General features: G+C 45.0%; 21 protein-coding genes, 7 tRNA genes, 1 other RNA gene and 1 pseudogene. 7 read left to right on the forward strand and 23 right to left on the reverse strand.

All coding sequences use genetic code 11. The features are described 5' to 3' along the window. Positions 1-86 precede the first annotated feature (86 nt). The 4 genes from ABH09_RS01175 (at position 87) to ABH09_RS01190 (ending at position 2,578) form a co-directional block, all read left to right on the forward strand. Entirely contained in the window at positions 87-668 is a 582-nt protein-coding gene (locus ABH09_RS01175; RefSeq protein ID WP_253714898.1) for a hypothetical protein, read from the forward strand. A 177-nt stretch (positions 669-845) separates the two neighbouring features. Continuing rightward, positions 846-1,328 (forward strand): hypothetical protein, encoded by a 483-nt coding sequence (locus tag ABH09_RS01180; RefSeq protein ID WP_253714899.1) that lies wholly within the window; start codon positions 846-848, stop codon positions 1,326-1,328. Positions 1,329-1,433: 105 nt separating this feature from the next. After that, positions 1,434-1,913, forward strand: a complete 480-nt coding sequence (locus tag ABH09_RS01185; RefSeq protein ID WP_253714900.1) for a hypothetical protein — start codon at positions 1,434-1,436, stop codon at positions 1,911-1,913. Between the two features lie 71 nt (positions 1,914-1,984). After that, a complete protein-coding gene (locus ABH09_RS01190) occupies positions 1,985-2,578 on the forward strand; it encodes a hypothetical protein (protein ID WP_253714901.1) in 594 nt (197 codons plus the stop codon). Between the two features lie 14 nt (positions 2,579-2,592). Here the strand turns inward: ABH09_RS01190 and mfd are convergent, their stop codons facing one another. From mfd to ABH09_RS01205, 3 genes are read right to left on the reverse strand one after another with little or no spacing between them, the layout of a single operon-like run. Beyond that, positions 2,593-6,210, reverse strand: coding sequence for a transcription-repair coupling factor (gene mfd / locus ABH09_RS01195; RefSeq protein ID WP_253714902.1), 3,618 nt, complete (start codon positions 6,208-6,210; stop codon positions 2,593-2,595). A 9-nt stretch (positions 6,211-6,219) separates the two neighbouring features. Beyond that, positions 6,220-6,873, reverse strand: coding sequence for a Crp/Fnr family transcriptional regulator (locus tag ABH09_RS01200; protein WP_162662108.1), 654 nt, complete (start codon positions 6,871-6,873; stop codon positions 6,220-6,222). Beyond that, complete coding sequence (locus tag ABH09_RS01205) at positions 6,866-7,900, reverse strand: cyclic nucleotide-binding domain-containing protein (protein ID WP_253714903.1); 1,035 nt, start codon at positions 7,898-7,900, stop codon at positions 6,866-6,868. Before ABH09_RS01205 ends, ABH09_RS01200 begins: the two co-directional genes overlap by 8 nt. 188 nt (positions 7,901-8,088) lie before the next feature. On the opposite strand from ABH09_RS01205, the gene ABH09_RS01210 reads away from it, so the two are divergent. Continuing rightward, complete coding sequence (locus ABH09_RS01210) at positions 8,089-8,949, forward strand: PHP domain-containing protein (RefSeq protein ID WP_253714904.1); 861 nt, start codon at positions 8,089-8,091, stop codon at positions 8,947-8,949. A 108-nt stretch (positions 8,950-9,057) separates the two neighbouring features. On the opposite strand, the gene ABH09_RS01215 is transcribed toward ABH09_RS01210, so the two are convergent. The 15 genes from ABH09_RS01215 to ABH09_RS01285 all read right to left on the reverse strand — a co-directional run bounded on the left by ABH09_RS01215 (position 9,058) and on the right by ABH09_RS01285 (position 18,102). Further along, on the reverse strand, positions 9,058-10,347 hold the full coding sequence (locus ABH09_RS01215) for a glycine/betaine/sarcosine/D-proline family reductase selenoprotein B (RefSeq protein ID WP_253714905.1): 1,290 nt from the start codon (positions 10,345-10,347) through the stop codon (positions 9,058-9,060). Positions 10,348-10,357: 10 nt separating this feature from the next. Beyond that, on the reverse strand, positions 10,358-11,647 hold the full coding sequence (locus ABH09_RS01220; RefSeq protein WP_162662112.1) for a glycine/sarcosine/betaine reductase component B subunit: 1,290 nt from the start codon (positions 11,645-11,647) through the stop codon (positions 10,358-10,360). Positions 11,648-11,747: 100 nt separating this feature from the next. Further along, on the reverse strand, positions 11,748-12,200 hold the full coding sequence (locus ABH09_RS01225) for a threonine/serine exporter family protein (protein WP_162662113.1): 453 nt from the start codon (positions 12,198-12,200) through the stop codon (positions 11,748-11,750). Beyond that, positions 12,200-13,006 (reverse strand): threonine/serine exporter family protein, encoded by an 807-nt coding sequence (locus ABH09_RS01230; RefSeq protein ID WP_162662114.1) that lies wholly within the window; start codon positions 13,004-13,006, stop codon positions 12,200-12,202. Before ABH09_RS01230 ends, ABH09_RS01225 begins: the two co-directional genes overlap by 1 nt. A gap of 254 nt (positions 13,007-13,260) precedes the next feature. Then, complete coding sequence (locus tag ABH09_RS01235) at positions 13,261-13,764, reverse strand: Smr/MutS family protein (protein WP_253714906.1); 504 nt, start codon at positions 13,762-13,764, stop codon at positions 13,261-13,263. 86 nt (positions 13,765-13,850) lie between these two features. Continuing rightward, positions 13,851-15,800: a hypothetical protein gene (locus ABH09_RS01240; RefSeq protein WP_253714907.1), complete on the reverse strand. Its 1,950-nt coding sequence runs from the start codon at positions 15,798-15,800 to the stop codon at positions 13,851-13,853. A 7-nt stretch (positions 15,801-15,807) separates the two neighbouring features. Further along, the gene (gene metK, locus ABH09_RS01245) at positions 15,808-16,974 is read right to left on the reverse strand and encodes a methionine adenosyltransferase (protein WP_253714908.1); all 1,167 of its coding nucleotides are present in this window, start codon (positions 16,972-16,974) and stop codon (positions 15,808-15,810) included. 177 nt (positions 16,975-17,151) lie between these two features. After that, positions 17,152-17,250: signal recognition particle sRNA small type (gene ffs / locus ABH09_RS01250), an RNA gene on the reverse strand. Continuing rightward, positions 17,251-17,337, reverse strand: a tRNA-Ser gene (locus tag ABH09_RS01255). It lies immediately after the preceding RNA gene. 97 nt (positions 17,338-17,434) lie between these two features. Continuing rightward, a tRNA-Ser gene (locus tag ABH09_RS01260) sits at positions 17,435-17,519 on the reverse strand. 7 nt (positions 17,520-17,526) lie between these two features. Next, a tRNA-Arg gene (locus tag ABH09_RS01265) sits at positions 17,527-17,601 on the reverse strand. A 17-nt stretch (positions 17,602-17,618) separates the two neighbouring features. Continuing rightward, positions 17,619-17,693 (reverse strand) — tRNA-Arg (locus tag ABH09_RS01270). 17 nt (positions 17,694-17,710) lie between these two features. Further along, positions 17,711-17,785: transfer RNA gene (locus ABH09_RS01275), tRNA-Arg, on the reverse strand. A gap of 74 nt (positions 17,786-17,859) precedes the next feature. Further along, positions 17,860-17,946 (reverse strand) — tRNA-Ser (locus ABH09_RS01280). A 71-nt stretch (positions 17,947-18,017) separates the two neighbouring features. Beyond that, positions 18,018-18,102: transfer RNA gene (locus ABH09_RS01285), tRNA-Ser, on the reverse strand. A 245-nt stretch (positions 18,103-18,347) separates the two neighbouring features. On the opposite strand from ABH09_RS01285, the gene ABH09_RS01290 reads away from it, so the two are divergent. After that, positions 18,348-18,758, forward strand: a complete 411-nt coding sequence (locus ABH09_RS01290; RefSeq protein WP_253714909.1) for a single-stranded DNA-binding protein — start codon at positions 18,348-18,350, stop codon at positions 18,756-18,758. A gap of 317 nt (positions 18,759-19,075) precedes the next feature. Beyond that, positions 19,076-19,750 (forward strand): DUF2715 domain-containing protein, encoded by a 675-nt coding sequence (locus ABH09_RS01295; protein WP_253714910.1) that lies wholly within the window; start codon positions 19,076-19,078, stop codon positions 19,748-19,750. A gap of 219 nt (positions 19,751-19,969) precedes the next feature. On the opposite strand, the gene ABH09_RS01300 is transcribed toward ABH09_RS01295, so the two are convergent. The 5 genes and pseudogenes from ABH09_RS01300 to ABH09_RS01315 all read right to left on the reverse strand — a co-directional run bounded on the left by ABH09_RS01300 (position 19,970) and on the right by ABH09_RS01315 (position 24,181). Continuing rightward, entirely contained in the window at positions 19,970-21,469 is a 1,500-nt protein-coding gene (locus ABH09_RS01300) for an NAD(P)-dependent malic enzyme (RefSeq protein WP_162662120.1), read from the reverse strand. Between the two features lie 313 nt (positions 21,470-21,782). Next, positions 21,783-22,730 carry an L-lactate dehydrogenase gene (locus tag ABH09_RS01305; protein WP_162662121.1) on the reverse strand — a complete coding sequence of 316 codons (948 nt, stop codon included), beginning with the start codon at positions 22,728-22,730 and terminating at the stop codon, positions 21,783-21,785. Positions 22,731-22,867: 137 nt separating this feature from the next. Further along, positions 22,868-23,008 (reverse strand): annotated as a pseudogene (locus ABH09_RS12985) (BrnT family toxin); the annotation flags it as partial. A gap of 110 nt (positions 23,009-23,118) precedes the next feature. Further along, positions 23,119-23,562: a DUF488 domain-containing protein gene (locus ABH09_RS01310; RefSeq protein ID WP_253714911.1), complete on the reverse strand. Its 444-nt coding sequence runs from the start codon at positions 23,560-23,562 to the stop codon at positions 23,119-23,121. After that, a complete protein-coding gene (locus ABH09_RS01315) occupies positions 23,552-24,181 on the reverse strand; it encodes a DUF488 domain-containing protein (RefSeq protein WP_253715715.1) in 630 nt (209 codons plus the stop codon). Before ABH09_RS01315 ends, ABH09_RS01310 begins: the two co-directional genes overlap by 11 nt. Between the last annotated feature and the right edge of the window lie 400 nt (positions 24,182-24,581).

Consider the following 24,581-nt stretch of genomic DNA (forward strand, 5'->3'; position numbering starts at 1 on the left):
CGGTATGGTGCAGCGGAGTCGACAGGCGTAGATTCGGGCGTAAATAGGCGCTTTGTTCATTATTCCAAGGAAAGGATTAGGGTGCAATGAAAAAGATAAAATATTTATCAATGCTTTGTATGTTTGTAGAATTACTCATTGCATGTTCAAACCAAGGAAAAAGAATAAAAGATTTATGGAAAGTGGAAGATACTGTAAATTACCAAAATTTTACGGATGATGAAAATAAAAAAATAGAAAAACTTCTAAATGCTTTTTCTTTGGAAGAAAAAATAGATAAGTTAAATTGGAATAGTGGATACTCTCAACAATGTTATGTATTAAGAAAACTATATTTTGAAAGAATTATTCCAAGGGAAGTTTTTCTGGATGGCTGTGCTTCTGTATACAAGCGATATGAAGCTAATCAAACTAATATTTCTTTTCATACTCTGGGATATGCAGTTTGTCTTTATTATCTGGGAGAAAGGAAGCAGGCTAATGAATTGTTTATAAAAATTTTAGATAAATCAGCTGAGAAATATTTTGCTCCAAAAAGGGATTACGAAATAATAGTGACTGTATGTAGTAAATTACTTGGATTAGCAAACAGTAATAATTTAAAGACAGATGAATTCCTTTTCAATATGACCGATGATGATATAATTAATATATTTTGCGGAAATTAAAAATAAAATATTTTTATAGAATTGATAATTATTTAATATTGAGTATATAGTTAGTTATGTCTAGCGTTATGGTTTTTCTTGGTGATAATTGAAAGAGAAAAAGAATTATACATCTACAGATCCTTTGAATAATTCGTATAGCGCTTATAAATATGCTAATACTTATGGAGATTAACTATGTCAAGAAAACTGAATATTTTTATACTTTTTTTGATAACAGTTTTGTGTATGTTATTTCCTGAAAATATAAAAAATAATCCAACACTTGTTATAAAACGTGAAGAATGCAATGGTATGATGAATTCTCTCGATTGTGATGTTTTGATAGAAAAGAAGATAGGAGACGAATATATTCTTTATAAAGAATATACGATTTCTAATTTTGAGATATTAGGGGACAGTTTTAATTACACAAGAAAAGACCTATCTCTTGCAGGTGGGGAAAGAATTGTTTTGTCAATGCGACCAATGAAATATCGTATAAAGTGCGTAACTCCATTTGATAAACAACATGAATATTTGAATAAAAAATATGATTGGATTTCTGATTATGTATATGTTGATTTTACGTATGATTCTATCGCAACAATAGTTATAAATCCAAAAATTGATGAATTTGGTTATTCTGGGGGCTGGGAATTAAACATTGTTTATAAGTAAGATGGATATGTTTTTTGGTTTCTATGATATAATGTGCTGGTAAGTATGAGTCTATTATAAATTGTAAAAGATCAGAAGAATCAAATAATAAACGAGGACAAAGATATGAAAAGGAAGCTTTTAATAGGTATGCTCTTAGTGGAGGCTGTTATGCTGTTTTCACAAGAGATACAGTTACAAAGTTATATCGGTAAATGGAAGGTTGACCGTATTTTTACTGTTAATGAAGACTATCACGTTATCGGTGATTTAATAAAGAATGAAGCTTATGCGTACATGGGAGTGATTATTGAATATGATAGGGAAGGTATCGTACTTGACGGTGAAAAATTTATAAATACGAGGGAAATTCAGGAAAACTTTTTTACAGATGAACAGTTAAAGTATTATACGAGAGGTTCTTGGTATCCCGGCTATACTTTTAAGGATTTAGGGATAACCGAAAAAATTATCAAGGAAATTTTTGTGCATGCAAAAAATAATAGGGGGATTTCTATTTTTGGGGCTGTATTTTATCAAATAAATGATAATGAATTAATAATAAAATATCGTGGTTGGTTTTATCATGCGGTACGCATTAGATAATTAAAAAACGGTATTTATCGATATACAGCACTGCCGAGTTTTTATCAAAACCGGAAGGAGAACACAAGGATATGAAGAAGATATTTTTAATCAGCATGATTTTAGTGGAGACGGCTATGCTGTTTTCACAAGAGGTACAATTACAAAGTTATATCAGTAAATGGAAAGTTGACAGGTATTTTACTATTACTGATGATAGTGCTTATATGCATTTTACTGATTTAACGAAGAGAGAGGCGTCTGCATATGATAAAGTAATTGTTGAATATGATAAGGAAGGAGTAGTGCTTGATGGTGAAAGATTTATAAAAGCGGAAAAGGTTGAAGAAATGTTCTTTACAGATGAGCAATTGAAAGCTGCGACGAAAGATGTTGTGTATTCAGGGTATACTTTTAAAGATTTAGGAATAACGAGTAAAATTATCAAAGCGATTTATGTGGAGCATCTTAACGGTAGGGAAGAGCGCCCTCTTTTCGGGGATACCTGTTATCAAATAAATGATAATGAAATAATCATTGCTTATCTCGGTTGGTTTTACCATGCAGTACGCATTAGCCGCGCAGGGAATAATCCGGTAAAGTATACTGACCCGGAAGCCTGTACGTCCTTGTACAGCTTTAGGTACCCTGTCGCGTTACTGACAGGATGTCAGGGGCGTCAATAGGAATACAATATGCGTTAGATAAGCTGATTGAGTTTTTCGCTGATAAATTCGCTCTTTTCTTTTAAGCCGATGGAACCGGTTTCGAGCATGATGACGTTCGGCTGCTTTGCATCGAGTTTAACCCGTCCCGCAGACTCTTTTATCATGCGAAGCAACTTATCGATAGAAATCTTTGAGACCTTCGCAAAGGTGATGCGCACGGTTCCGTTCCGCTCTTTAAGCGAGGCGATTGCAAGTTTTGCACAGATAATTTTAATTTCAGCAAGAGAAAGCAGGCTTTCAGCTTCTTCCGGAACGGGGCCAAACCGGTCGGACAGTTCCGCGTAGAGCCTATCCAGTTCTTCCGCGGTACGGACGGCGGCGATTTTTTTGTATATTTCCATCTTTGTTTCCGGCACGCGGATATAGCTGTCGGGGATAAAGCCCGTGTACTCAAGCTCTATGACCGGTTCCGTTTCAGGCTCGTAACCGGCGTTTTGCAGCCGTTCCACCGCCTCTTCCAAAAGCCGAAGGTAAAGGTCAAAGCCGACGGAATAAATGTCGCCTGATTGCTCTTTTCCCAACAGATTCCCTGCGCCGCGGATTTCCATATCCTTCATCGCAATTTTAAAGCCGGAGCCGAGTTCCGTAAAATCGGAGATAACCTGCAGCCGCTTCATCGCAACCTCCGACAACGCCTTGTTTTCAGGATAGAGAAGGTACGCATAGGCCTTTCTGTCGGAACGCCCGACGCGGCCGCGCAGTTGGTACAGCTGCGAAACGCCGTACATATCGGCGCGGTCGATGATGATGGTGTTCGCATTGGGGATATCGATACCGTTTTCGATAATCGTAGTAGCAATAAGGACATGAAAGCCGCCCATGTTGAAGCGGCGGAAAATATCTTCAAGTTCGGTTGCGCTCATCTGCCCGTGGGCAATATCGATAAGCACTTCGGGGATGAGCTGCTGGATCTTATACCGCGTTTCTTCGAGGCTCTCTACACGGTTATGCAGATAGAACACCTGTCCGCCGCGGTCAACTTCAAAACGGATTGCCTGTGCAATTCTTTCGGGGTCAAACGGAGAAATAACGGTTTCTACCGGACGGCGGTTTTGCGGCGGCGTGGTTAAAAGGCTCATATCGCGGATTTTTAGCAGGCTGATATGCAGGGTACGCGGGATGGGGGTCGCACTCAAAGAGAGGCAGTCGATATTTGTCTTCATCTGCTTGAGCCGTTCCTTGTCTTTAACCCCGAACCGCTGTTCTTCATCGACAATCATCAGTCCCAAATCTTTAAACTGCACATCTTTTTGGATAACGCGGTGTGTGCCGATAACGATATCAAGCTCGCCGTTTTTCAGCTGGGTTAAAACTTTTTTCTGTTCAGCCTTTGAAACAAAGCGGGACAGCCGTGCGAGTTTTACCGGAAATTTTTGAAAGCGTTCCTGAAAGGTATCAAAATGCTGCTCCGCGAGGATGGTGGTCGGCGCTAAAAAGGCTGCCTGCTTTCCGCTCATCACCGCTTTAAATGCCGCCCGCATCGCAATTTCCGTCTTACCATAACCGACGTCGCCGCAGATGAGCCGATCCATCGGTATCGGTTTTTCCATATCGGTCTTTACATCGGCAATACAGGTCAGCTGATCTTCCGTTTCCTCATACGGGAAGGCGGCCTCAAAAGCGGTTTGCCATTCGTTGTCTTTCGCAAAGGCAAAACCGGCGGCGGCTTTGCGGCGGGAATATAGGTCGATGAGCTTATCGGCAATATCTTCAACCGACTTTTTAACCTTGTTTTTCCGGTTTTCCCACGCCTTAGAGCCGATGATATCCAGCCGCGGCGCTTCGCCTTCGTTGCCGATATACCGCTGCACGAGGTTCGCCTGCTCGATCGGGATAAACACCGTTTCGTCCTGCGCGTACAGCAGGTTGATATAGTCGCGCTCATGCCCCAGCGTTTTAACGCGCTCAATCCCCTTGAACTGCCCGATACCGTAGTTGACGTGGACAACATAGTCGCCGGGATTAAGTTCCACAAAGGTATCGATAACCGAGCTTTTAACCTGCTTAATCGATTTCGGGATACGCCGCCGCCTACCGAAAATTTCATTTTCCTGAATAACGAGTATTTTCAGCTCGGGGATGCCGAAGCCGGAAGAAAGTGTGAGCGGCAGCACGGTAGCTTTAATATCCTTGAGCAATTCACCGATACGAAGTGCCTGCGCATCGCTTTCCGCAAACACAAAAATACGCCATCCTTCCTGCTGTAAATGCGTTAATTCTTCTTTTAGATACACGATATTGCCGAAAAAACTGCGCGGCGGGTCGCAGTTAAACACAATCGACGCTCCGGTTTCATCCGATTCTTTCAGCGTTCGGAGGAAAAGGCTCTGCGGATAGCTTTCGATCAGCTCCGTAAAGGGCAGCAAAAGACGCTGCGGCATGGGATATTCGGTAATTAAAAGGTTATGCTTGATGTCGTCGTCAATGGCACGGGTGATTTTGTTATATAAGCCGTGATACTCCCGCTCCAGTGCTTCCACCGCGTTCCGCTGCCGGTCGTAGTCCATGTACAGGAGAACTGCAGGTTTCGCAGCGCCGCCTGTGCCCTGATACCTTGAAGCGCCTACGGAATTTCGCTGTGTTGATGCAGCGCCGTCGTGCAGATACTCAAGATAATCAAGGACGCTTGCAGGTTTTTCAAAACAGAGCGGATAAAAAAGCTCTTCACCGTCAAAGGCTCGCTGTTCTTTTAAGTGCGCAATCAGTTTTTCCGTACCTTCGGCCGTAAATTCGGGCATCTGCGATAAATTCCGTTCGAGCGTGGCGATCCGCTCATCATCCCAGATAACCTCTTTCATCGGATAGAGCGTCAGGCTGTCAAATTCTTCAACTGAGGCCTGCGTGTGCATATCGAAGGATTTTATCTTTTCGATAGTAGTAAAGTCGAATTGGATACGGTAGGCGGTGTGCTGCGACCCTTTGTTAGCGGCGGCGCAGATATCGAGAACCTCGCCGCGAAGCGCGAACTCGCCCCGGACGCTTACCCGCGGCACCCGCGTATAGCCCCACTGTATCAGCATCGAGGCTATTTTTTCCGTATCGATTTCCTTACCTTTATAGAGAGTACAGGTGAGTGTTTTAAGGTATTCAGGCGGCGGAACCGGCGTTAAAAATGCCCGCTGGGTCATAACCGTTACCGTGTTTGCGGTCGAATTTGATATCGCTGAGTTTGGTGCCGCCAATCCGGACACCGCCTTTGACGTCAAGCCGGACGATACCGAACCGGAGACGGCCGAACCGGATACCGGTGCCCCTGCGCAGAGTTCGGCTAAAACTTGAGCCCGCTCCGCAAATACCGGCGCGGAGTTTTGTACCGGCCGATAGGCCATATTGCCCCACCACGGCAAAACCTGAGCTTGCAATCCCGCAACATCAAGATCAGCGCGGAGTTCTTCTATTTCTTTTTCCGTCGGGACAACGATACAGAGATTAGTACCGAAACGGCGGACATATTCGGCTAAGAAAAAAGCGAATATACCGCCTGAAAGGCCGTGTATATGATATGGAAAACGCTCTTCCCTCAAAGAGGAAAAAGTGTCTTGCATGGTTTTCCATGAGCGGATACTGTCTTGTAATGTGTGTTCTTTCATTACCGATGATTAGCCGAAAACGTTGTCTTTTGTACGCCGTGTTGTTACAAAACGGGAGAGGTCAACGATATTTTTTACGATAATACGGTCGCCGTATACCTCTAACCGTCCCTGATCGGCAAATTTTCGCAGCGCATCGCCGGTCGCCTCCGCCGAAAGGCCTGCCCATCGGGCTACTTCTTCAGGTGTGATGATAAAGGTACGCATCTGGGTAGAACGATCAAGATCGGGTTGCGTTTCATCGAGCATTAAGAATACATCGCCGACGCGGGCGATATTGTCTTGTATCGTTAAAATCATGAATCGCCGCTTTTGGACGTAAATACGCTTAACAAAGGTCTTTAACAGGCGCATTGCAATGGCCGGATTACCGGTCAACAGAATTTCAAAGTTTTCTTTATTAAACTCAAGCGCAACAACATCGTCATACGCGATTGCGGAAGCGGAACGGGGAGAGTTATCCAAAACAGCCATCTCGCCGAAGATCTCCCCCTGTTGTAAAATATCAAGGTTTTTTTCCGCTCCGTTGATGATCTTAATCAGCTGAACGCGCCCCGATTGAATTAAATAAAAAGAAGCGCCCGGTTCAAATTCGGAAAAGATAACGGAACCCTTAGGAAACTTTTTTGCAAAACGGGCAAACGAGGCAAATAAATCAGGCATGGATAGCTCCTTCGCATGCAGCCAGTAGTTCTTTAATCTTAGGCACCAGCAACGGACCTGCCATCGTCAATGCTTTATCATAGAACGGTAACGCCTTATCGGGCCGATCCATACCTTGATAGCACATACCGAGGAACATCAAAATTTCTGCAAGTTTTAAAGATTTGGGGAATTGAGTAATAAAGCCCGTACCGAGCTGAATACAGCGAACAAACTCGGACTGCTTGTATAAACAGCGGGCAGCTCCTAAATAAGCTGCTTCCAGCTTTGTGCCCTGCTTCATTTCAATAATAGTATGATATTGCTTGTATGCATCAGCCCACTTCTCTTGTTTTGCAAGATCTTCGGCAAGCTGGAAAGTCAAATCTACAGAGGCATCGTCGGGCTGAGTCTGTTGAACGGGACCGCTTGCCGGAATGGAAGCGGATGCGGTAGACTGACCGGAAGAAGTACCACCCATGCTGCCCGGCTGCCGCGCTTCTCCAAAACTTCGACCTGCCATCTGTGTCGAATTTGCAATAATCGGGCCAATTGCCGCCAAGTGCTTGCCTGCCGGATAGAGTGCCCTGTAGCGCGCAGCTACTTGGGCAGCCGCCTGATAATGCTGTGATTTATAAAAGGCCGATGCAACCGTGAATAAACCGTCTTCGTTATTCGTTTGCTGTTTACTATCCATTAACGATTCAAGCTGCCGGTGGATATTTCGCAGTTGCCGGGAGAAAACTTTCAACATTTGAAGGATAATACGTGTATTTGTCTGAGCAAAACTTTCAAATTCGGCAACAGAGAATGTATACACAAGCGAATCGGTTAAGACCATCGCGCTCTCTTCTCTCGGATAATTCCCAAGTGCGGATTTCACTCCAAAAAACTCACCGGTTTTAATATATTCCGTTACCTGCGCGCCGGTTTCAATATCAAGCGAATTGAGTGCGATATGCCCGCTATGCAGCAAAAATACTCGAGCATCAAAATCGCCTGAAAAATAAATAACAGAATTTGCGCTGTATTGAACAGCCTTTGGCATTTTGTCCTCCGTACCACACGCAGTTCTCAACTGTAATCATACATGGTGCTCCCTAAAAACTTCAGTTTTTAAAGGGTACCGCATATATTTATCCGAACAATTAACGGTAAGAACTATCTGCGATGATTATATCATACCTCGCGGAAAAAACCTAGTGCATTATGAATCTTTTTGCTATAATGATTGCTATGATAGATTTGCATACTCATTCCACAGCCTCCGACGGTACTTTTTCACCGGCGGAACTGGCAGCGGAAGCGCATAAGGCGGGACTTTCGCTGTTTGCCCTTACCGATCACGACACCGTAGCGGGCGTTGCGGAAGCACAACAGGCAGGGGAAGCGCTCGGCATCCGTGTTTTGCCGGGAATAGAAATCAGTGTTGAATGGCAGCCGGGCGAGCTGCATCTACTCGGACTGGGAATCGATATCGAAAATAAAACACTCTGCGGTCTTATGCAGTATGCGCAGGAAAAACGGCTGGAACGGAACCGTAAGATAATAGAAAAATTTAATGAGGCGGGGATCGTCATCGACGAAGAAAAGCTCGCCCAACTCGCCGGCGGAGCGGTAATCGGACGGCCTCATTTTGCAAAGTATCTTGTACAAGAGAAAAAAGCAAAATCCATTCAAGATGCCTTCCTGAAATACCTTGCAAAAGGACGTCTGTTTTATATTGAAAAGGAATGTTTACCGCTTACGGAATCAATTGACGCTATCAAAGACGCACACGGCGTTCCTGTATTGGCTCATCCGATGTCGCTCTATCTTTCGTGGGGAAAACTGCCTGAAACCATCGCCCAATTTAAAAAAGAAGGCTTAGTAGGCCTTGAAGCATGGCATTCGGGGGCGCGGTACGGTGAATGTATCCGGCTACAAGAACTTGCCGAAAGTCTCGGGTTGATTGTTACTGCCGGCAGCGACTTTCACGGAGCAAACCGCAAGGATGTGCATTTAGGCAGAACCGCCGCCAATCTCCCGATTGATGACCGCTTTTTTACCGATAATCTGCTTCCTGCACTTGCCGCGGTCAATACTAAGTATCGATAACGGTATTTTTATAAAAATGCCCTCTAAAACGATGCGTTTTAGAGGGCGTTCACACAAGAACTTCTTGCTTCCAACATCAGCTAACAGCCGAAGCCGTTAGCCGGTCTTTTAGAAAACAGTCTGCTCTGTGATGGGCGTTTGTAAGGCTTTTAAAGCTTTTTCGACAAGCGCACGGCGTAATTCTTTTTCGTCCTTTGCGTTCATTGTCGGGTTTCCGAGCGGGTGAGGAATTGCTACCGCCGGTACAATTCTGTTCGCTCCTACTGTTTTTGAAATCGGAACAACGGTCGCAATATGCACAACCGGTAAAACTTTTTCAATTTCTTTAACCATCGTTGCACCGCAACGAGTACAGGTGCCTCACGTGGAGGTAAGAATAACTGCCTGCACTCCGGCGTTTACAAGCTTTCCGGCAATTTCGGACGCAAATCGCTTTGCATTCGCAACGCTGGTGCCGTTACCGACCGTCGTGTAATACAGCTCATACAACTTTCCTATTTTATGCTCGCGTTCCATATCACGCAGTACATCGACCGGTAAAACACGGTTGGGGTTAGCATTACAATAAGTAGGATCATAACCGCCGTGCGCCGTTTCGCTGTTTTCGGATGTCAGTTCTGTAAGTCCCGCGATGGAGTATTCACCGTAGTGAGAAGCGGAAGACGCTTCAATATGATCGGGGTTCCCTTTCGGAACAACACCGCCTGAAGTAACCAATGCGATAACTGCCTTGGAAATATCGGCGATAGGTGCATGGGGCGGTACACGGTCGAAAACCGGCATCGGATATTCGGTAACGAAAGCTTCACCTTTGAGCTTTTGTACGAGCATATCGACGGCACGTTTTGCTCCGCGCTCTTTTGCAAAGTAGTTTTGGCGGATACCGCGCGGCAATAAGCCATCGGCTGCAAGGTCGATTGCTTCACCGTTTAAAATTTTCTTTGCAACTGCAGCAATAGCCGGTACTGCATGGCGCATATCGGCAGCGGAATTCTTTGTTTTAACGGTGTACATACATGCTTTAAACACATCGTAACCGGGGTTCTCTTCATATAGCCCGGAAACAGCGGGAATGCCAAGCGCAGCCGCCGCTTTTGCAGCACCGCCGCATGCCATACCGTAACGGCCGGCGTTAAAACCGGGGCCGGCAATTAGCAAATCCGCTTTGTTTTCCCTTAAAACATCTTGGATAAATCCCATACACTCATCGGTGTGGTCGTTAAAATAGTTATCACCGCAGATAATCGTCTTAACGATTTTCCCCGCATCGCCGAGCGCTGCTTGAATTCCCATACCGGGTCCGGCATTTCCGTCGATTACTTCAATCTTGTAGTCGGCAACATCTTCCCCGCCCTTTCCGGCAAAGAATTGGTTGATATAGTGTACAATCTTTTTCATTGTTTACCTCTTATAATCCGCATGCGGATAAATTCCAGAAGCCCAGCTCATTCGTTGCGCCGGTAATAACCTGTAATTCCGCTTCAATACTTCCGTCTTTGTGTAAGCTGCCGTCCCATGCACCTGCAATAACGTTTGCTTGTTGGGGATCGCCGATAACCAAATCCATCTTAGGCAGTTTGATAACCTGATTGGCATTTCCGTTCGACACTACGGCATCCGCAGAAGGATGAGCATCCGCAAGCGACTGACTCGCGCCGTCCTGTCCGGCATATTCGTCGGTCAGCAATACTGTTTTAATGCCCTTTGCAGCAATCTTGCGGCAGTTCATCATCAAGTCGGCGTCGGGGTTACCGAAACCTTCCTCGGAGATAATCACTGCATCAAGGCCGAGCTGTTCCGCAAGCCGTGCAGTTAAAGAAGAAGAGCGCTCTTTATCCGCCAGCGTCACGTTCTCGTTGGTTACGATGACGCCGATAAAGTTGTAATCCTTTCCGTGCCGCTTATACAGTTCGTGGATAACGGGGCTGTTCTGGTGCACATACGTCGGGTTTTTGTCGCAGGCGGAAACGCAGTTGCCGCTTACGACTGCGCCGTCCATCGCCTCAGTGGGATACATAATGGTTGGAACAATCTGCTTAACATCGACGCCGTAGTAGTAGGTGTCATGCAGCAATCCCTGACTCTGGAGTGCATAGACATAGCCAACCTTCGGCAGATTGGGATATTGCTTAGCCTGTTCAATCGGGTTCAAGGTTTCGTACACTTCGGTTTCAGCCGGAGCAACGGACTTTGCGGCATTACCCAAATAGCGTGCGGCTTTAAGCCCCATCAAACGAAGTGATTTTTCTTTAACTGCACGAGTGGTGTCGTCTTTCACGGTGCCTTTTACCACAAGGTTAATCGTGCGGGAAAACGGCGTGTATTCGGCACCGGGGCCGCTCATATCGATAATACCTTCTTGGAATCCGACAACGGTACCGGTTGTTACCACCGCTGCACCGCGGAGTACGGCGGTTTTACCCGAGCCGACCGTATCTTCTTCGCCGGTAAAAAATCCGGGAAAACATACGCCGCTGCCTTCAACCTTGCAGCGCGGTTCAATAACGTCTTTAACGGAAATAATCCGGGTCTTGTCGCCCGGTTTGGTAATTGTCAGTGAAACATCAGTGATAAGCGGATCTTCTTTAATCAAAGATATCAGCTCATCCTTGTTTATTTCGAGACAAGTTCCTTTGATGGCAGTTTTATCGGAAAACCGCATCTCATGAATAGGGATAATTCCCAGTTCAAGCTTCATATCGACCTCCTATACTTTTTTGAAAGGGGCAGACTACCCCATAAGTATACAATAATATTTTATTGCAATTACTCTAGGCTGTCAATTTATACGAGCTTTTCTATCGTTTATTCTTTATAAAGTCTTTGATAGGCCGCCGAATCATGCGGACAATGGAGGTAGAGAGGATAATACCGACCGAGATTGCAACTGCCATAAAACATGAATGAACACCTTCAGCAAGCCCCTTATCCAGATCGCCGCGCACAAAGAAAAGCATAGAACGATATACGCGGAAACCCGGGACTAACGGGATAATACCGATAACGATAAAAGAGGTCGCAGGAGTTTTTTGAATAACAGCAAAGAGTTCCGCCAGGAGGCCGACCACAATAGCTGACAGCAGATTTGCAAAGATATAGCTGACTTGTGGAATGTCAAGACTTAACAGGATTGTCCAGCCGATTGCACCGTTAAGGGCCGCGAGCAATAATGTTCGTTTCTGAACATTAAACAGAACGCCAAAACCGAGACAGCTGATAAAGGCAAGCACGGTATGGACATAGATCGGCATTAAAGTCCTCCAAAAATCGAGTAGAGCATTAAAATACTGCCGACTCCGAACGCAATTGCAATGGCGACAAGAATTGCTTCTCCGATACGCGCGATACCGGAGAGCAAATCGCCTGAGATAAAATCTCTGATTCCTGCAGTAAATGCAACCCCTGGAACAAGAGCAAGTGCCGCACCGACGATGATATTGTCGAGGTTGTCAACTAATTTAATTTCAAAAGATATAATGGAAATGACTCCCACAAACATGCTTGCGATAAAATTACCGGTAAAAACAGTACGGGAACGCACCATTATTTTATCGCTGATAAAAACGGCAATATATGAAGCAAAAAACGCTGCGACAAAGTCTCCGAATTTTCCGCCTACTAAAACTGCAAAAATACCGCACCCGATACCGGTAGCAAATAACAGGAATCGATACGGGTATCCTTTATATTCATCTATCTTGCGTAGGCAATCCATTGCATCGGATATATCGATTTTGCCTTCCACAAACTTGCGAGAAAAATCACTGACTAAGGTAATCTTAGCGATATTGTTGCCTCTTTTTTTGATATCCTTTGTATAAAGTACGTTTTCTCTATCGCCTTTTGCGATAAAGAGAATGGTGGGAGTAACAAAAGGGGTAACATCGTACACACCGCCCGCTTCGCTTATCCGCACGATCGTTTCTTCGGCGCGGTACATTTCTGCCCCGTTGCGAACAAGCAGTTCTCCGGCGTAGAGCGCTATCTGCATTACTAAAGCATGCCGAGTGAGGGCATTGTCCTTTTCCCTAGCTACAATATCCGACTGGGTATCCATAATAATTGCTGATTGTAATTCTTTTTCGCTATTATGACAATGGAACTATTTAATATTTTTTGGGGACAGACGGGCAAACGCATCAGGTATTTTTTGATATTCACGCAGAATATTTGCAACTGGTCAAGCAGAGTTTCGCCGCGCTGCGTCTCAAATGCTTGCCCAATCTCAAATATCCTGCGATTTTAATCTACTCTACCTGATGCGTTTACTCTCCGCACAAATAAACTGCGTAAAATTTTGGGCAAAGGTATTTATTTTAATATTACCCATGTCGAACCTGTTCCTCCGTCGCGTCCTTTAGGGTGCCCTGTTTCACCCGCATGGGCATTTGTTTCTAAAAATTTTTGTACAAACCGTGACAGTACCGGGCCGTTTTGGGAATGATTCCCTTTCCCGTGAATGATGAGTATTTTCTGATACTTCCTGCGTAAGGCGTCTTCAAAAAAAGTAACCAGTGCACCATAGGCTTCTTCCAGTGTCATGCCATGCAAATCGATTTCAGCTTGGGGGCGCATTGCCCGTAGCCGCTGTTTATCGGCTAGATTATCAAAAAGGGCTGTATTTTCGGAATTATTCGCATCTTTGTCATAAACGCCGTAACGGCGTAGCCAATAATCCATCGGGTTTAACGTTTGAGTATTTTCGAGGGCATACGCTACGGCTGTCGGATTTTTTAAGTCTTTATGAATCCGCTTCTTTCCATAAGGCTGTTGTGTCTGCGCTTCCCATTGATTTAGAATCTCTTCAAAATTCATAATTTCCCTCGCAGGATTAAAGATAAATGATTAAACCATGAAATACAAAAAACGTTTCAATAATAATATTGAAATTTATCGATTTTTTACAAAGTTTCCATATTTACTAAAGATATTCTTCCCCCCCTTACTCCCCATGTCGTATATAAAAAAGAATCCATTTGCATCGCTGCCTGCATAAAATCTTTCACCTTGGTCTTGCGAATGTATCTGCAAAGAGCCGGTTCAGCTGTATTCATTAACCGGAGCCATGAAAGCTGTACAAAATATTGTTGAAGTAAATCATTGCTTTGTTGGAGAAGATAAGCCATAAACTCGTTTTGCAGCAGGTAATCGTCGTTAGTGTTATACTGCAAGGCCGGATATATTTCAAAATAACGGCGTAAAAATAGCGCGGCGCGTGGGTTCGTCTGCCGAAAGACCTCCGTTACCGTATCACGGAAGTTTTCTTCCGTAAAATAAATACCGTGCAGACATTCGTGGGTAATAAACCGGTAACGGAGATCCCGCTCAGATTGACGGCTTATAGATACGATTGCACCCTCCCCCGCCTCAATACCGGTTTCCGTACGAATAATAATGCCGTTACGGAAAAGAATTTTTCGTAAATGCAATTCCGATTTGTTAAGCAGGAAATGTTCTTCTTCGGCCTTTTGAAAGAATGCTGCAAGCGTTTCTGCTCTGTAGTCGTGGGCATTAAACCCGTGGAGAGAAGTCAGCGCTCCATCTGAAAGAAGCTTTCCCGTAAAGCCTTTTTTTTCCGCAAAGAACGAAAGCCGTTTAAGATAGGCATCCTGTACCGAATAGTCGGCAAAATCAAAGATCAGCACCGAAGGAAATTGTTCCCATGAAAACAGCTCGTAAGAGGGCTGTCGCCATTGTTCTTGCGGCCAATCCGGAATAAGCCCCGGATCGGCAGTAATCGGAGTCATCAGAGAGGGGGTAGAATATTCGATCGTAATACCGCAGACTATGGCTGCCGCATCTGCCTGCTCACCCGTATCAGGAAGCGTATCCGTATTGGATAACCGCTCCGCATCAGGCGGCATATCCGCAGCGGCCGCCTTATCCGCATCAATCTGTTCAAGCGTTAAAAGAGGATCGGAAAAAAGGCAGCTGTCAAGCGTAAGTTGGTATATATCCGGTGCGCGAAATACGGATATACGCTTGTCACCGCATTGAAACGAAAGGCGCGGCTGTTTTTGCCCTGCCGTCAGATTAACCGGTTGGGTTTTGTCAAAATGAATACTGATAGAGTCCCTACCGCCTGTCTCCGTATTTCCCGCACGCATAATCGCCGACGGTTTAGGGAACTCCGTGCGTAGGGGAACTCCCGATTCGGTACATAATTCCGGCGGGATAACATCTCCATCGGCGGTTGTACCATACCAAAGCGCAGCTCCATCTTTTAACCAGCCATACCGAACGGGTACAACAGCTGCACTTTTCAGTCTTAGAGCCGATTGCGCCGAAACCATAAAGCCCCTAATATGAGCTGTCCCTACCGCTATGCCTGCAAAGCCGATGCTGACCGTAAGGGTTCCTCGCGGCAGCAGCTTCGCTGTAACGGGATGCTGCGGGCGGAAGTTTTCTTTTAACTTACCGAAAGCGGAAAAATCGTTTGCATAAAGCAGCCCTACGGCAAATTGGGCAGCATCAGTTTGAATAGCGTTTGGGTTGATAGGTGCTGTGCGGCTCGATTGACCGGTGAACTCTAACGGTTCAAACTCCAGCTCGAGGGCATATAAGCCGGAATCGGTTAAACCGAACATCGTAGGGCTTTTTTCAAAAGCGAAGCACATGACATCGGATTTTTCCGGATCATCTATCGTACCCGTTTGGGCATTTGTATTTAAAGCCTTGAGCGGCACGCACCGGCTCTGCATACCGGAAACGGATGCAGCTAATAGATAAACCGCAGTATCATCGCTGTCTACCGGCAATGCAAGCGATACCGACGACGCGGGATCGGCACAAGAGGTACATAACCAAGAGGTAAAAACTAAAACAAGAACGCCACGCAGCAGGATATGCATGTCGCTACTATTTTATAGCTGCTTTTAGAGCGTCAATCTTATCGGTTTTTTCCCAACTGAATTCGGGGCGGCCAAAGTGCCCGTAGGCAGCGGTCGCTTGATAAATAGGTTTACGTAAATCCAATGTCTTGATAATACCGGCAGGGCTGAGATCGAATACCTGCTGAACGGCTTTTTCGATTGCATCTTCCGGAACCTTTGCAGTACCGAAGGAATCTACCCGAATCGAAACGGGAAACGGTACACCGATAGCGTAGGCAAACTGCAACTCGCACCGTTCGGCTAAACCCGCAGCAACGATATTCTTTGCGACATAGCGCGCCATATATGCAGCTGAACGATCTACCTTGGTCGGATCTTTACCGGAAAAGGCACCGCCGCCGTGCCTCCCCATACCGCCGTAGGTATCCACGATGATCTTCCGCCCCGTTAAACCGGTGTCGCCGAAGGGGCCGCCGATAACAAAGCGGCCGGTCGGGTTAATAAAGAATTTTGTCTTTGAATCCAGTAAACCGGTCGGTTCAAGGACGGGTTTAACAATCTTTTCGATAATCGCTTCTTTTAACGAAGCATAAGAAATTTCGGGGTCATGCTGATGGGAGATAACGACCGTATCGATACGCACGGGTTTATCTCCTTCGTATTCTACCGTTACTTGACTCTTTGCATCGGGGCGCAGCCAATCGATCTCTTTCGACTTACGCAACTGCGATGCCTTCCGCAGCAGCTTATGTGCATACATGATAGGGGCAGGCATCAATTCCGGTGTTTCTTTACACGCATAGCCGAACATCATCCCCTGATCCCCTGCACCCATTTGGTTCTGATACTCGCTGAGGCCGGTACCGTTTACCCCCTGCGCAATATCGGGGGACTGAGCATGAATCATACTTAAAACAGCCATAGAGTTGCAGTCAAGTCCGAATGCGGAATCGGTATAGCCGATGTCCCGCGCAATATTGCGGGCTGTTTGCTGTATATCAACAAAAGTATTGGTGGTAATCTCTCCACCGATAAGGATTAACGCAGTTGAAGCAAAGGTTTCGCACGCAACATGGCTTTCGGGATCATCACGTAAACAAGCGTCCAAAACTGCATCAGAAATTTGATCACAAAGTTTATCGGGATGGCCTTCTCCGACCGATTCCGAGGTAAATAATTTATGTTCGTTCATTATTACTCCTATCATTAAAAGTGTTACGAAGCAGCCGCTATCATACCGCTATCAGTCTAAATGTACAAGTTGCTTGTTAGCCGATGCGATCATCTTTCTAATGAATGCAATGACTATTCTTATAGAATAAATTGGAGGGATACGGTCAACTGAGAAAGAAAACTTACAGAGGATATAAAAAACCGGGAGCACTACGGCACAAGAAGAATTAATCTACCGCTGCTTCCTTCCGGATCTGACGGGGTTCGAAAAACCTTCTTTGCATAGGTCCCGGTACGGAGAGAGAGGGATTCGAACCCTCGGTACCCTTTCGGGCACACACGACTTCCAATCGTGTACCTTCGACCACTCGGACATCTCTCCAAAGTGTTGAAAGCACCTGAAAGTATTGAAATTTTCAAGGTGTTTCGTAAAACGCATAAAGAAAGACAATGCTTGAACGCGCGGCTCCGTTAAAAAACGGAGAGAGGGGGATTCGAACCCCCGGTACCTTGCGGTACAACGGTTTTCGAGACCGCCCGATTCGACCGCTCTCGCATCTCTCCAGTAGCATGAGACTAGGCGGGCTCGAACCGCCGACCTTCAGATCCGCAATCTGACGCTCTAATCCAACTGAGCTATAATCTCAAAAATAAAAAAAACGATGAGACTAGGCGGGCTCGAACCGCCGACCTTCAGATCCGCAATCTGACGCTCTAATCCAACTGAGCTATAATCTCAAACACAAAAAAACCGATGAGACTAGGCGGGCTCGAACCGCCGACCTTCAGATCCGCAATCTGACGCTCTGATCCAACTGAGCTATAATCTCAAATATCCCCGATATGCTTTGTCCATTACTGCATTCTAGCCATTTAATGTACAATAATACCCGGTTTTATCTTACGGAGCAGGGGGGATTCGAACCCCCGGTACCCGGATGGGTACAACTCCTTAGCAGGGAGCCCGATTCGGCCACTCTCGCACCGCTCCAAAGTTATTGCCTATCTAAGTTATCGGTTTTATATATGCACGTATAAAGGAACGTGCCGCCTTTTATTTTACGGAGCAGGGGGGATTCGAACCCCCGGTACCTCGCAGCACAACGGTTTTCAAGACCGCCGCCTTAAACCACTCGGCCACCGCTCCATAAGTGGTTTGTATATTAGCCTAGAATAACGGCGAATGTCAAGACTATCGCTCCAACCGTATCGATTTTTCTCTTAATAGTGCATATAAAAAAAGTTTGTAAATTTTTTTATTTTTTTTTGCAAAAATACCGTAAATTTCCAGCCATTTTTAAATGAATGCTTTATATAACAGGTACTACAAGATCAAAAGAGACCGGCACCGCGGCGAGCGGCAACTCGGTACTCTTATTTTAGGAGGCTATTATGCACAATTTGAATTCGTTGATCATTGAGGGGAATGTGGTTCGCGATCCCGTGGTAAAGGCAACGCCTAAGGGGACACCGCTCTGTATGTTTTCCATTGCTTCGAACCGTTTTTTTAAGCAGGAAGATCAAACAACGCAGGAAACTTCATTCTTTGATGTCGAAACATGGTCACGCTTAGCGGAACTCTGCGGAGAAAATTGCACAAAAGGCCGCGGCGTACGGGTTGTCGGGCGTTTAAAGCAAGACCGCTGGGTAGGTACCGACGGCAAACACTACAGCAAGATTAAAGTGGTAGCCGAACATATCGAGTTTAAGCCCTTGTTCAAAAACGGGAAACAGCCTGCCGATGCGTTAGACGATATGCGTGAGGAGACCGTCCCGGAAAAAGAGGCCGTACCTGCCTTTTAAGAAAAATGCCGGTGGTTCCGAGTATGGAAACACCGGCAGTCAGTACGGGGATGCCCAAAAAGTCGGTTACTTTCGGGGCATCCCGGCGAGTTTAAAATTAACTCTTTATCGTCTTACGATAATTATGCAGGACTCTGCTCGATGTACCTGTTGGATTTCCGCTGTTGCATGAACTACACACTGCACAGAAAAGCGGCTGCTCTACAAAGAGTGCTGATAAATCCAGCCAAATAAACGACTTACAGATGACCGCTTGTTTTTTTTTCGTCAGATGTATACTCTTTTTAAGACGAGACTCGACTATTAGGAGGCATGCAATGAAAAAAATAACAGGACTCTTTTTATGTATTCTAATTGGTGCAGTAAATAGTTTTGCTGCGGAAATTATTTTTTCACCCGGTATCGGATTTTCATCGTATACAGTGCGAAGTTATGAAGTTATAATAAGCGGAGGCACTCTTAATACTTCAGATAAAGCGGCAACATATACTATTTTTGCTCCCGCTGTAGGGCTTGATATGCATTTTACTCATGAAAACAGCGGCTTTACCTTCAGTCTTATTAATAACGCAGCGCTCCCTGTCGGCATATATAAAAGCGGCGGCTTCGGTGCCGAGTCAATGAAAGTCCGCGGTTTTATATGGGACGGCCAAATGCTGTTCGGTTATACGTATGGAATTAAACAGCCTTTCAGTATTCATGCCGGTATTGGCCCCGGTCTTGCGCTGGGAAGATTTTGGACGCGCTTAAATGGGCAAGGTTTGGAAAATTTTTATCATGCGTGGACACCAATAGCATTACATATCGGCTTCCAATATATTTTTACAGAGCACATCGGTATTAATATAGGACTGCATGATATGATAAGTTTTTCAGGACTTTTGCGTAGTATGGAAAAATCAAATATCGCTGACGACAATAATAAAGTCGGATCAACATTCGGCTTCGGTAATGTTTTTACGTTACGGATAGCTGCAGCTTTTAGATTGTAATTTGGCTGTCTGTTATCGCTGTAGTAATCTACAACGGTCTTTATGTCTTATATAACTTTTATACAGACTTTGCCGCTGCTATGCGCAGCGGCAAAGATTATAAATGAAGGTTAAGCGGCTATTGTACCGCTTTGCTTTTTAAATCAACAACCCCGACGCAAGCGTCGGGGTATTAAACCCTCCGCACGAATAAAATTTCCGTATTCAGAAAGCTTGTTTTTATTTGCTACGCTGGTTTTTGATTTGTTCGATCGCGTAATCCATCGCTTGATTAAAGAAGTCTTGCGGCGGTTCTTTGATAAACCCGCTATCCATCAGCTGCTGTGTCAGCGCTCTGCTTTCTGCAATTTCGGCCTTAGCTCGTTTAAATGCTTCATCCCATGTAATAGTGATACGGGCAAGACCTTCTTTTATCGCCTGCATTGCGACATCGGCCGCTTCGACGGCAAAGACATCCTCATCATTCATCTTTACGACGATGTTTTCAGGATCGATGCCTTTTTTCTCCGAATAGTCGGCAATGGAGTGCGCACAGCGGATAGCCATACCGTCGGAAATCTTCCGTGCACGAACCAACAACGCACCTTTCAAGATGCCGGGGAAGCAGACGGAGTTATTGATTTGGTTCGGGAAGTCTCCGCGCCCGGTACCGGTGATAAAGGCGCCGGCAGCTTTGGCATCGTGCGGCCAAATTTCGGGGACAGGATTTGCGCAGGTAAACACGATGGGTTTATCGCCCATAGAGGCAATTTGCTCTTTGGTTACCGTGTTGGGGCCCGGTTTGGATAGGGCGATCAGCACGTCGGCGCCTTTTAGCGCTTCGTTAAAGTCGTTTATCCGCTTGGGGTTTGTCGCTTGGCACAGCTCCCACTTGCGGTAATAGCGTGCATCGGCTTTGATGTCTTCCCTGCCTGCATGGAGCGCACCCTTGGAGTCGCAAATAATCATCTTTGCGGGATCTCCGCCGTCCTGCAGGATGAGGCGTGCAATCGTCGTGTTGGAAGCCCCGGCACCGAGTAACACGATGCGGCAGTCTCCGATTTTTTTACCTGCCAATTTCAGCGCATTGAGCAACCCTGCAAGCGTAATACATGCCGTTCCTTGAGCGTCGTCATGCCAAACAGGAATGTCGCATTCTTCCCGCAGCGTATCCAGAACTTTAAAGCAGTCCGGCTGCTGAATATCTTCCAGATTAACTGCGCCGACGCTCGGTTCCAGCATCTTCACAAAGTCGATAATCTTATCGGGGCAATGTTTACCGGCAGGGAAGTTGTATTTCTTTTCTTCATTCGGCTTGACGTAGGAATCGATACAGATGGGATACGCGTCGACACCGCCTAAGTACTTCATCAGCATACATTTTCCTTCCATAACGCCGAGACCGCCGGAAGGAGAACAATCTCCGTCCCCCAGTACGCGAGTGGAATCGCTGACAACGGCTACGAGGTTTCCCCGATTGGAAAGCATAAAGGAGCTGTCGTGATTATCACGGATTCCGGTAGAAACGGCGGATACGCCCGGCGTATACCAAACGTTAAACCAGTTAAACCCATAGATCCCGCATTTTGGGACGGTTTGCAGTTTTCCGCCATAAAACTCGTGTGTTAACAGCGAAAGCTTTTTTAAAAAAAGCGTTTTCGCCGCCGCTTTTTCATTTTCCGTAAAGTCGGAAGGGAAGTGTTCCGTAATAGATTGTAAATCTTTATTGATAGTTTTCATATGATAAGTGTAGCACGCTTACCCTCTCCCTGCAAGCTATCCTTTTGAAAATATACAGCATATCTACTTCGTTGCTGCGCACAAATTAATCCTCAACGTATCAAAGATACGCCTGCGGTTAATTTGTGCTCGCGCCTCGTATCTATACCGTATATTTTCAAAAGGCTTACGGTAAAAGGCTTTTCAAAGCGGACAGGGATGTCCGTGGTTGTAAGCAGTAGCGAGATTTGTGTTATACACAAATCTCGTCGTTGAACAGCGTACAAGGATGTATGCTGTTCAACGGTCTATTTGCAAAAGGCTTGTATGTTTTTTAGCAAATGGAAAGGTATGCATCGTAAAGTCGGCGGGCGCTTGATTCGAGCGCAGACTGTTCATCCGCGGGTAGTTCGCCTTCGATAATTCTGTCAACACCGTTTCTGCCGACAATACAGGGAACGCTTAAGCAGGCGTCATGCAGACCGAACTCGCCGTTCAAGGCTGTAGAAACGGAAAGAATACTGCGCTCATTTCGCAGAATGGCGCCGGCAATTCTGGTAAGTGCTAGACCGACGGCAAAATAGGTTGAACCTTTGTAGTCGATGATATGATAGGCGGAATGGCGTACTTCGTCTAAGATTTTTTCTTTATCGAAGTGAATACCAGAACTACAAACTCCGTGGCCGCAGTATTCGTCGATGCGCCGTCCGGCTATGGTGGTCATCGACCATGCGGCAAATTCGCTGTCGCCGTGCTCGCCGAGGATGTATCCGTGTATATTACGGGCATCGACGCCGCATTCTTTGCTGAGTACGTAGCGGAAACGAGCGGTATCCAAGACGGTGCCGGAACCGATAACCCTTCCGCGATCCCAACCGCTTGCTTCGAGCGCTACCTTGGTAAGAATATCGACAGGGTTACTGACAAGCAGCATAACACCTTTACAGCCGCTTGCGGCGATTTCTTTGGCAATGGTTTTAATGATGGTGGCATTACGCTTAAGGAGGTCTATTCTCGTTTCTCCCGGCTGCTGTTTTGCTCCGGCGGTTATTACGATGATATCACTGTCGGTGTAATCGTTCTGCCCGCCGGCATGAATATCGACTTGCGGCAAAAACGGTAAGCCGTGGACAAGATCCATTGCCTGTCCTTCCGCAAAGTTTTTATTCATATCGGTTATTGCAATCTCATCGGCAAAACCGCTTTGAGCTAACGCATAGGCAAATGTAGCCCCGACAGAGCCCGCACCGACAATCGTTACTTTTCGTTTCTTTTGATCCATAACGTCTCTCCTTATAAAAAATTAAAGTATTGCTTACTCTTCAAAAAAGTATAAGCGCTTCCATGTACCAATGATTATACACTTTTGGGGGGAGAAATTATAGAGAGCCTGATTGTAATTAGATCCGGTTCGGTCTATTAGTGGAAAATATAATATACCTTCCTCAAGTCTTTGTCTGCTTGCCGCGCAGATATTAGCCGTATTCTGTCTTTCTTTTCAGTAAAAAAGACCAACACTATCAATATTCCGCTCAAATTGCCGATTCCGTAATATCTATCTTATTTGAAATGGCTGTTAGGTTTTATACATTCTTGCACATTAGTAATCATTGACTATTCCAGATAGAAGCCTATGAATGTACTCAGCGCAGTGATTAAGTCTAACAAATTTAAAATAGGTGAATTATTTCAATATTTCCCCAATTTCGTGCTAAATATTCCGCTAATAATCTTCTATGACACTGGTCGGGACGATCTTCACTACAAAGTAATACACCGTTGATGATCTCGTCTTTTTTTATGATATTCAGTATATTCCTTTGTTCAATAATTCTTAAATACTCAACTTCATAATCTGCCCAGGTAATTTCTTTCTTTTGATAATTACGTAACAAGTCTTTTGTAGGAGCTAATAATGGTTTATAAATATATTGCCAATTTAAGAGCTTTTCTAAAAAAAATTCCAGATCATTTGATTTTGTAAATCCTGCCAATTGAGAGGCATTATTAAGTCTGATATCAATAAGTTTATTTGCCGTCGATTGACCTAATAATGAAAAAAATTTTCGTGCACTTTTTTTTGAAAATCCGATCGTATAAATTTTATCTTTCAATCTCTACCTCACTGCTATGTAAACTGTACGCAACTTTATGTTCAAGTGTTTTATATAATTGAACAAGCGGATCATCATTGCCGTCAAATAATTCTGCCTCAATTGAATATTGTTTAAGCAGCTGCTGCTCTATATCTTTAGTCGTCATTAGAGTGCCGTCATATAAAATATGATTTGCATAAACACCGATTCTCTCTGAAATACCTTTGGCAACAAGGCTAAATCTATGGCAGTCGGCAGGTTCTTTTTCCGTGCACATAAGAGCAATACGATATCCTTCTTGTAGTCCTTTTCTAATTCTTTCTACCCCATTAATAAATATGGGAAGCTGCTTTACTTTATCAAAGCTGACAGTATCGTTTGTGTAAACACAGTTTTCTTTACGCCTAGCACCGAATTCCTTACTAAAAGATGAATAATAGATACGATTGTGACTTGTCGCTCTTTGTAAATTCTCTTTATTGAATTGAGCCGTATGCTTGCTATAGGGAGTAGATCGGACGTCAATGACGACATTAACTTCGTGTTTTTTGAGAATATCAATGAAAGATTCGATAGTATGAATCGAACACCCTATTGTATAGAGCTTACCTCCGCTGTTTATTGCACTCATAACCATCAAAAGATTCCTGCTACAATTTTAGAGCATTCTTCTCTCTTCTCATAATATCATAGAACGCTCTACATCTTCAATCTATTCGGATGCGGTACAACCGCCAAACCGGCTCGTCCTACCCCGCTGCCAAAACCTTACTAAAGGAGCAGATCGCACCTAGTCTATAGCGCCTAACAGCATCCGTGCCATAAACACAGAGAGCATCCAAAAACTAACGTTTTTAGATGCTCTCATAAATTTCAGCTATGTAACTATACAGCACTACACCGTATTCTAATCCATCTACACAAGCTTACCACAGTCTGCGGGTTTATGCTCTACTCCCACTTCAAGGTATAGGTTACGCCAACATGTCCTTTCACATATGTCGGTACCTCAAGTTCAATCCAATACCGGATAGTAA

Source organism: Treponema sp. OMZ 803 (assembly GCF_024181165.1).
Classification (GTDB): domain Bacteria; phylum Spirochaetota; class Spirochaetia; order Treponematales; family Treponemataceae; genus Treponema.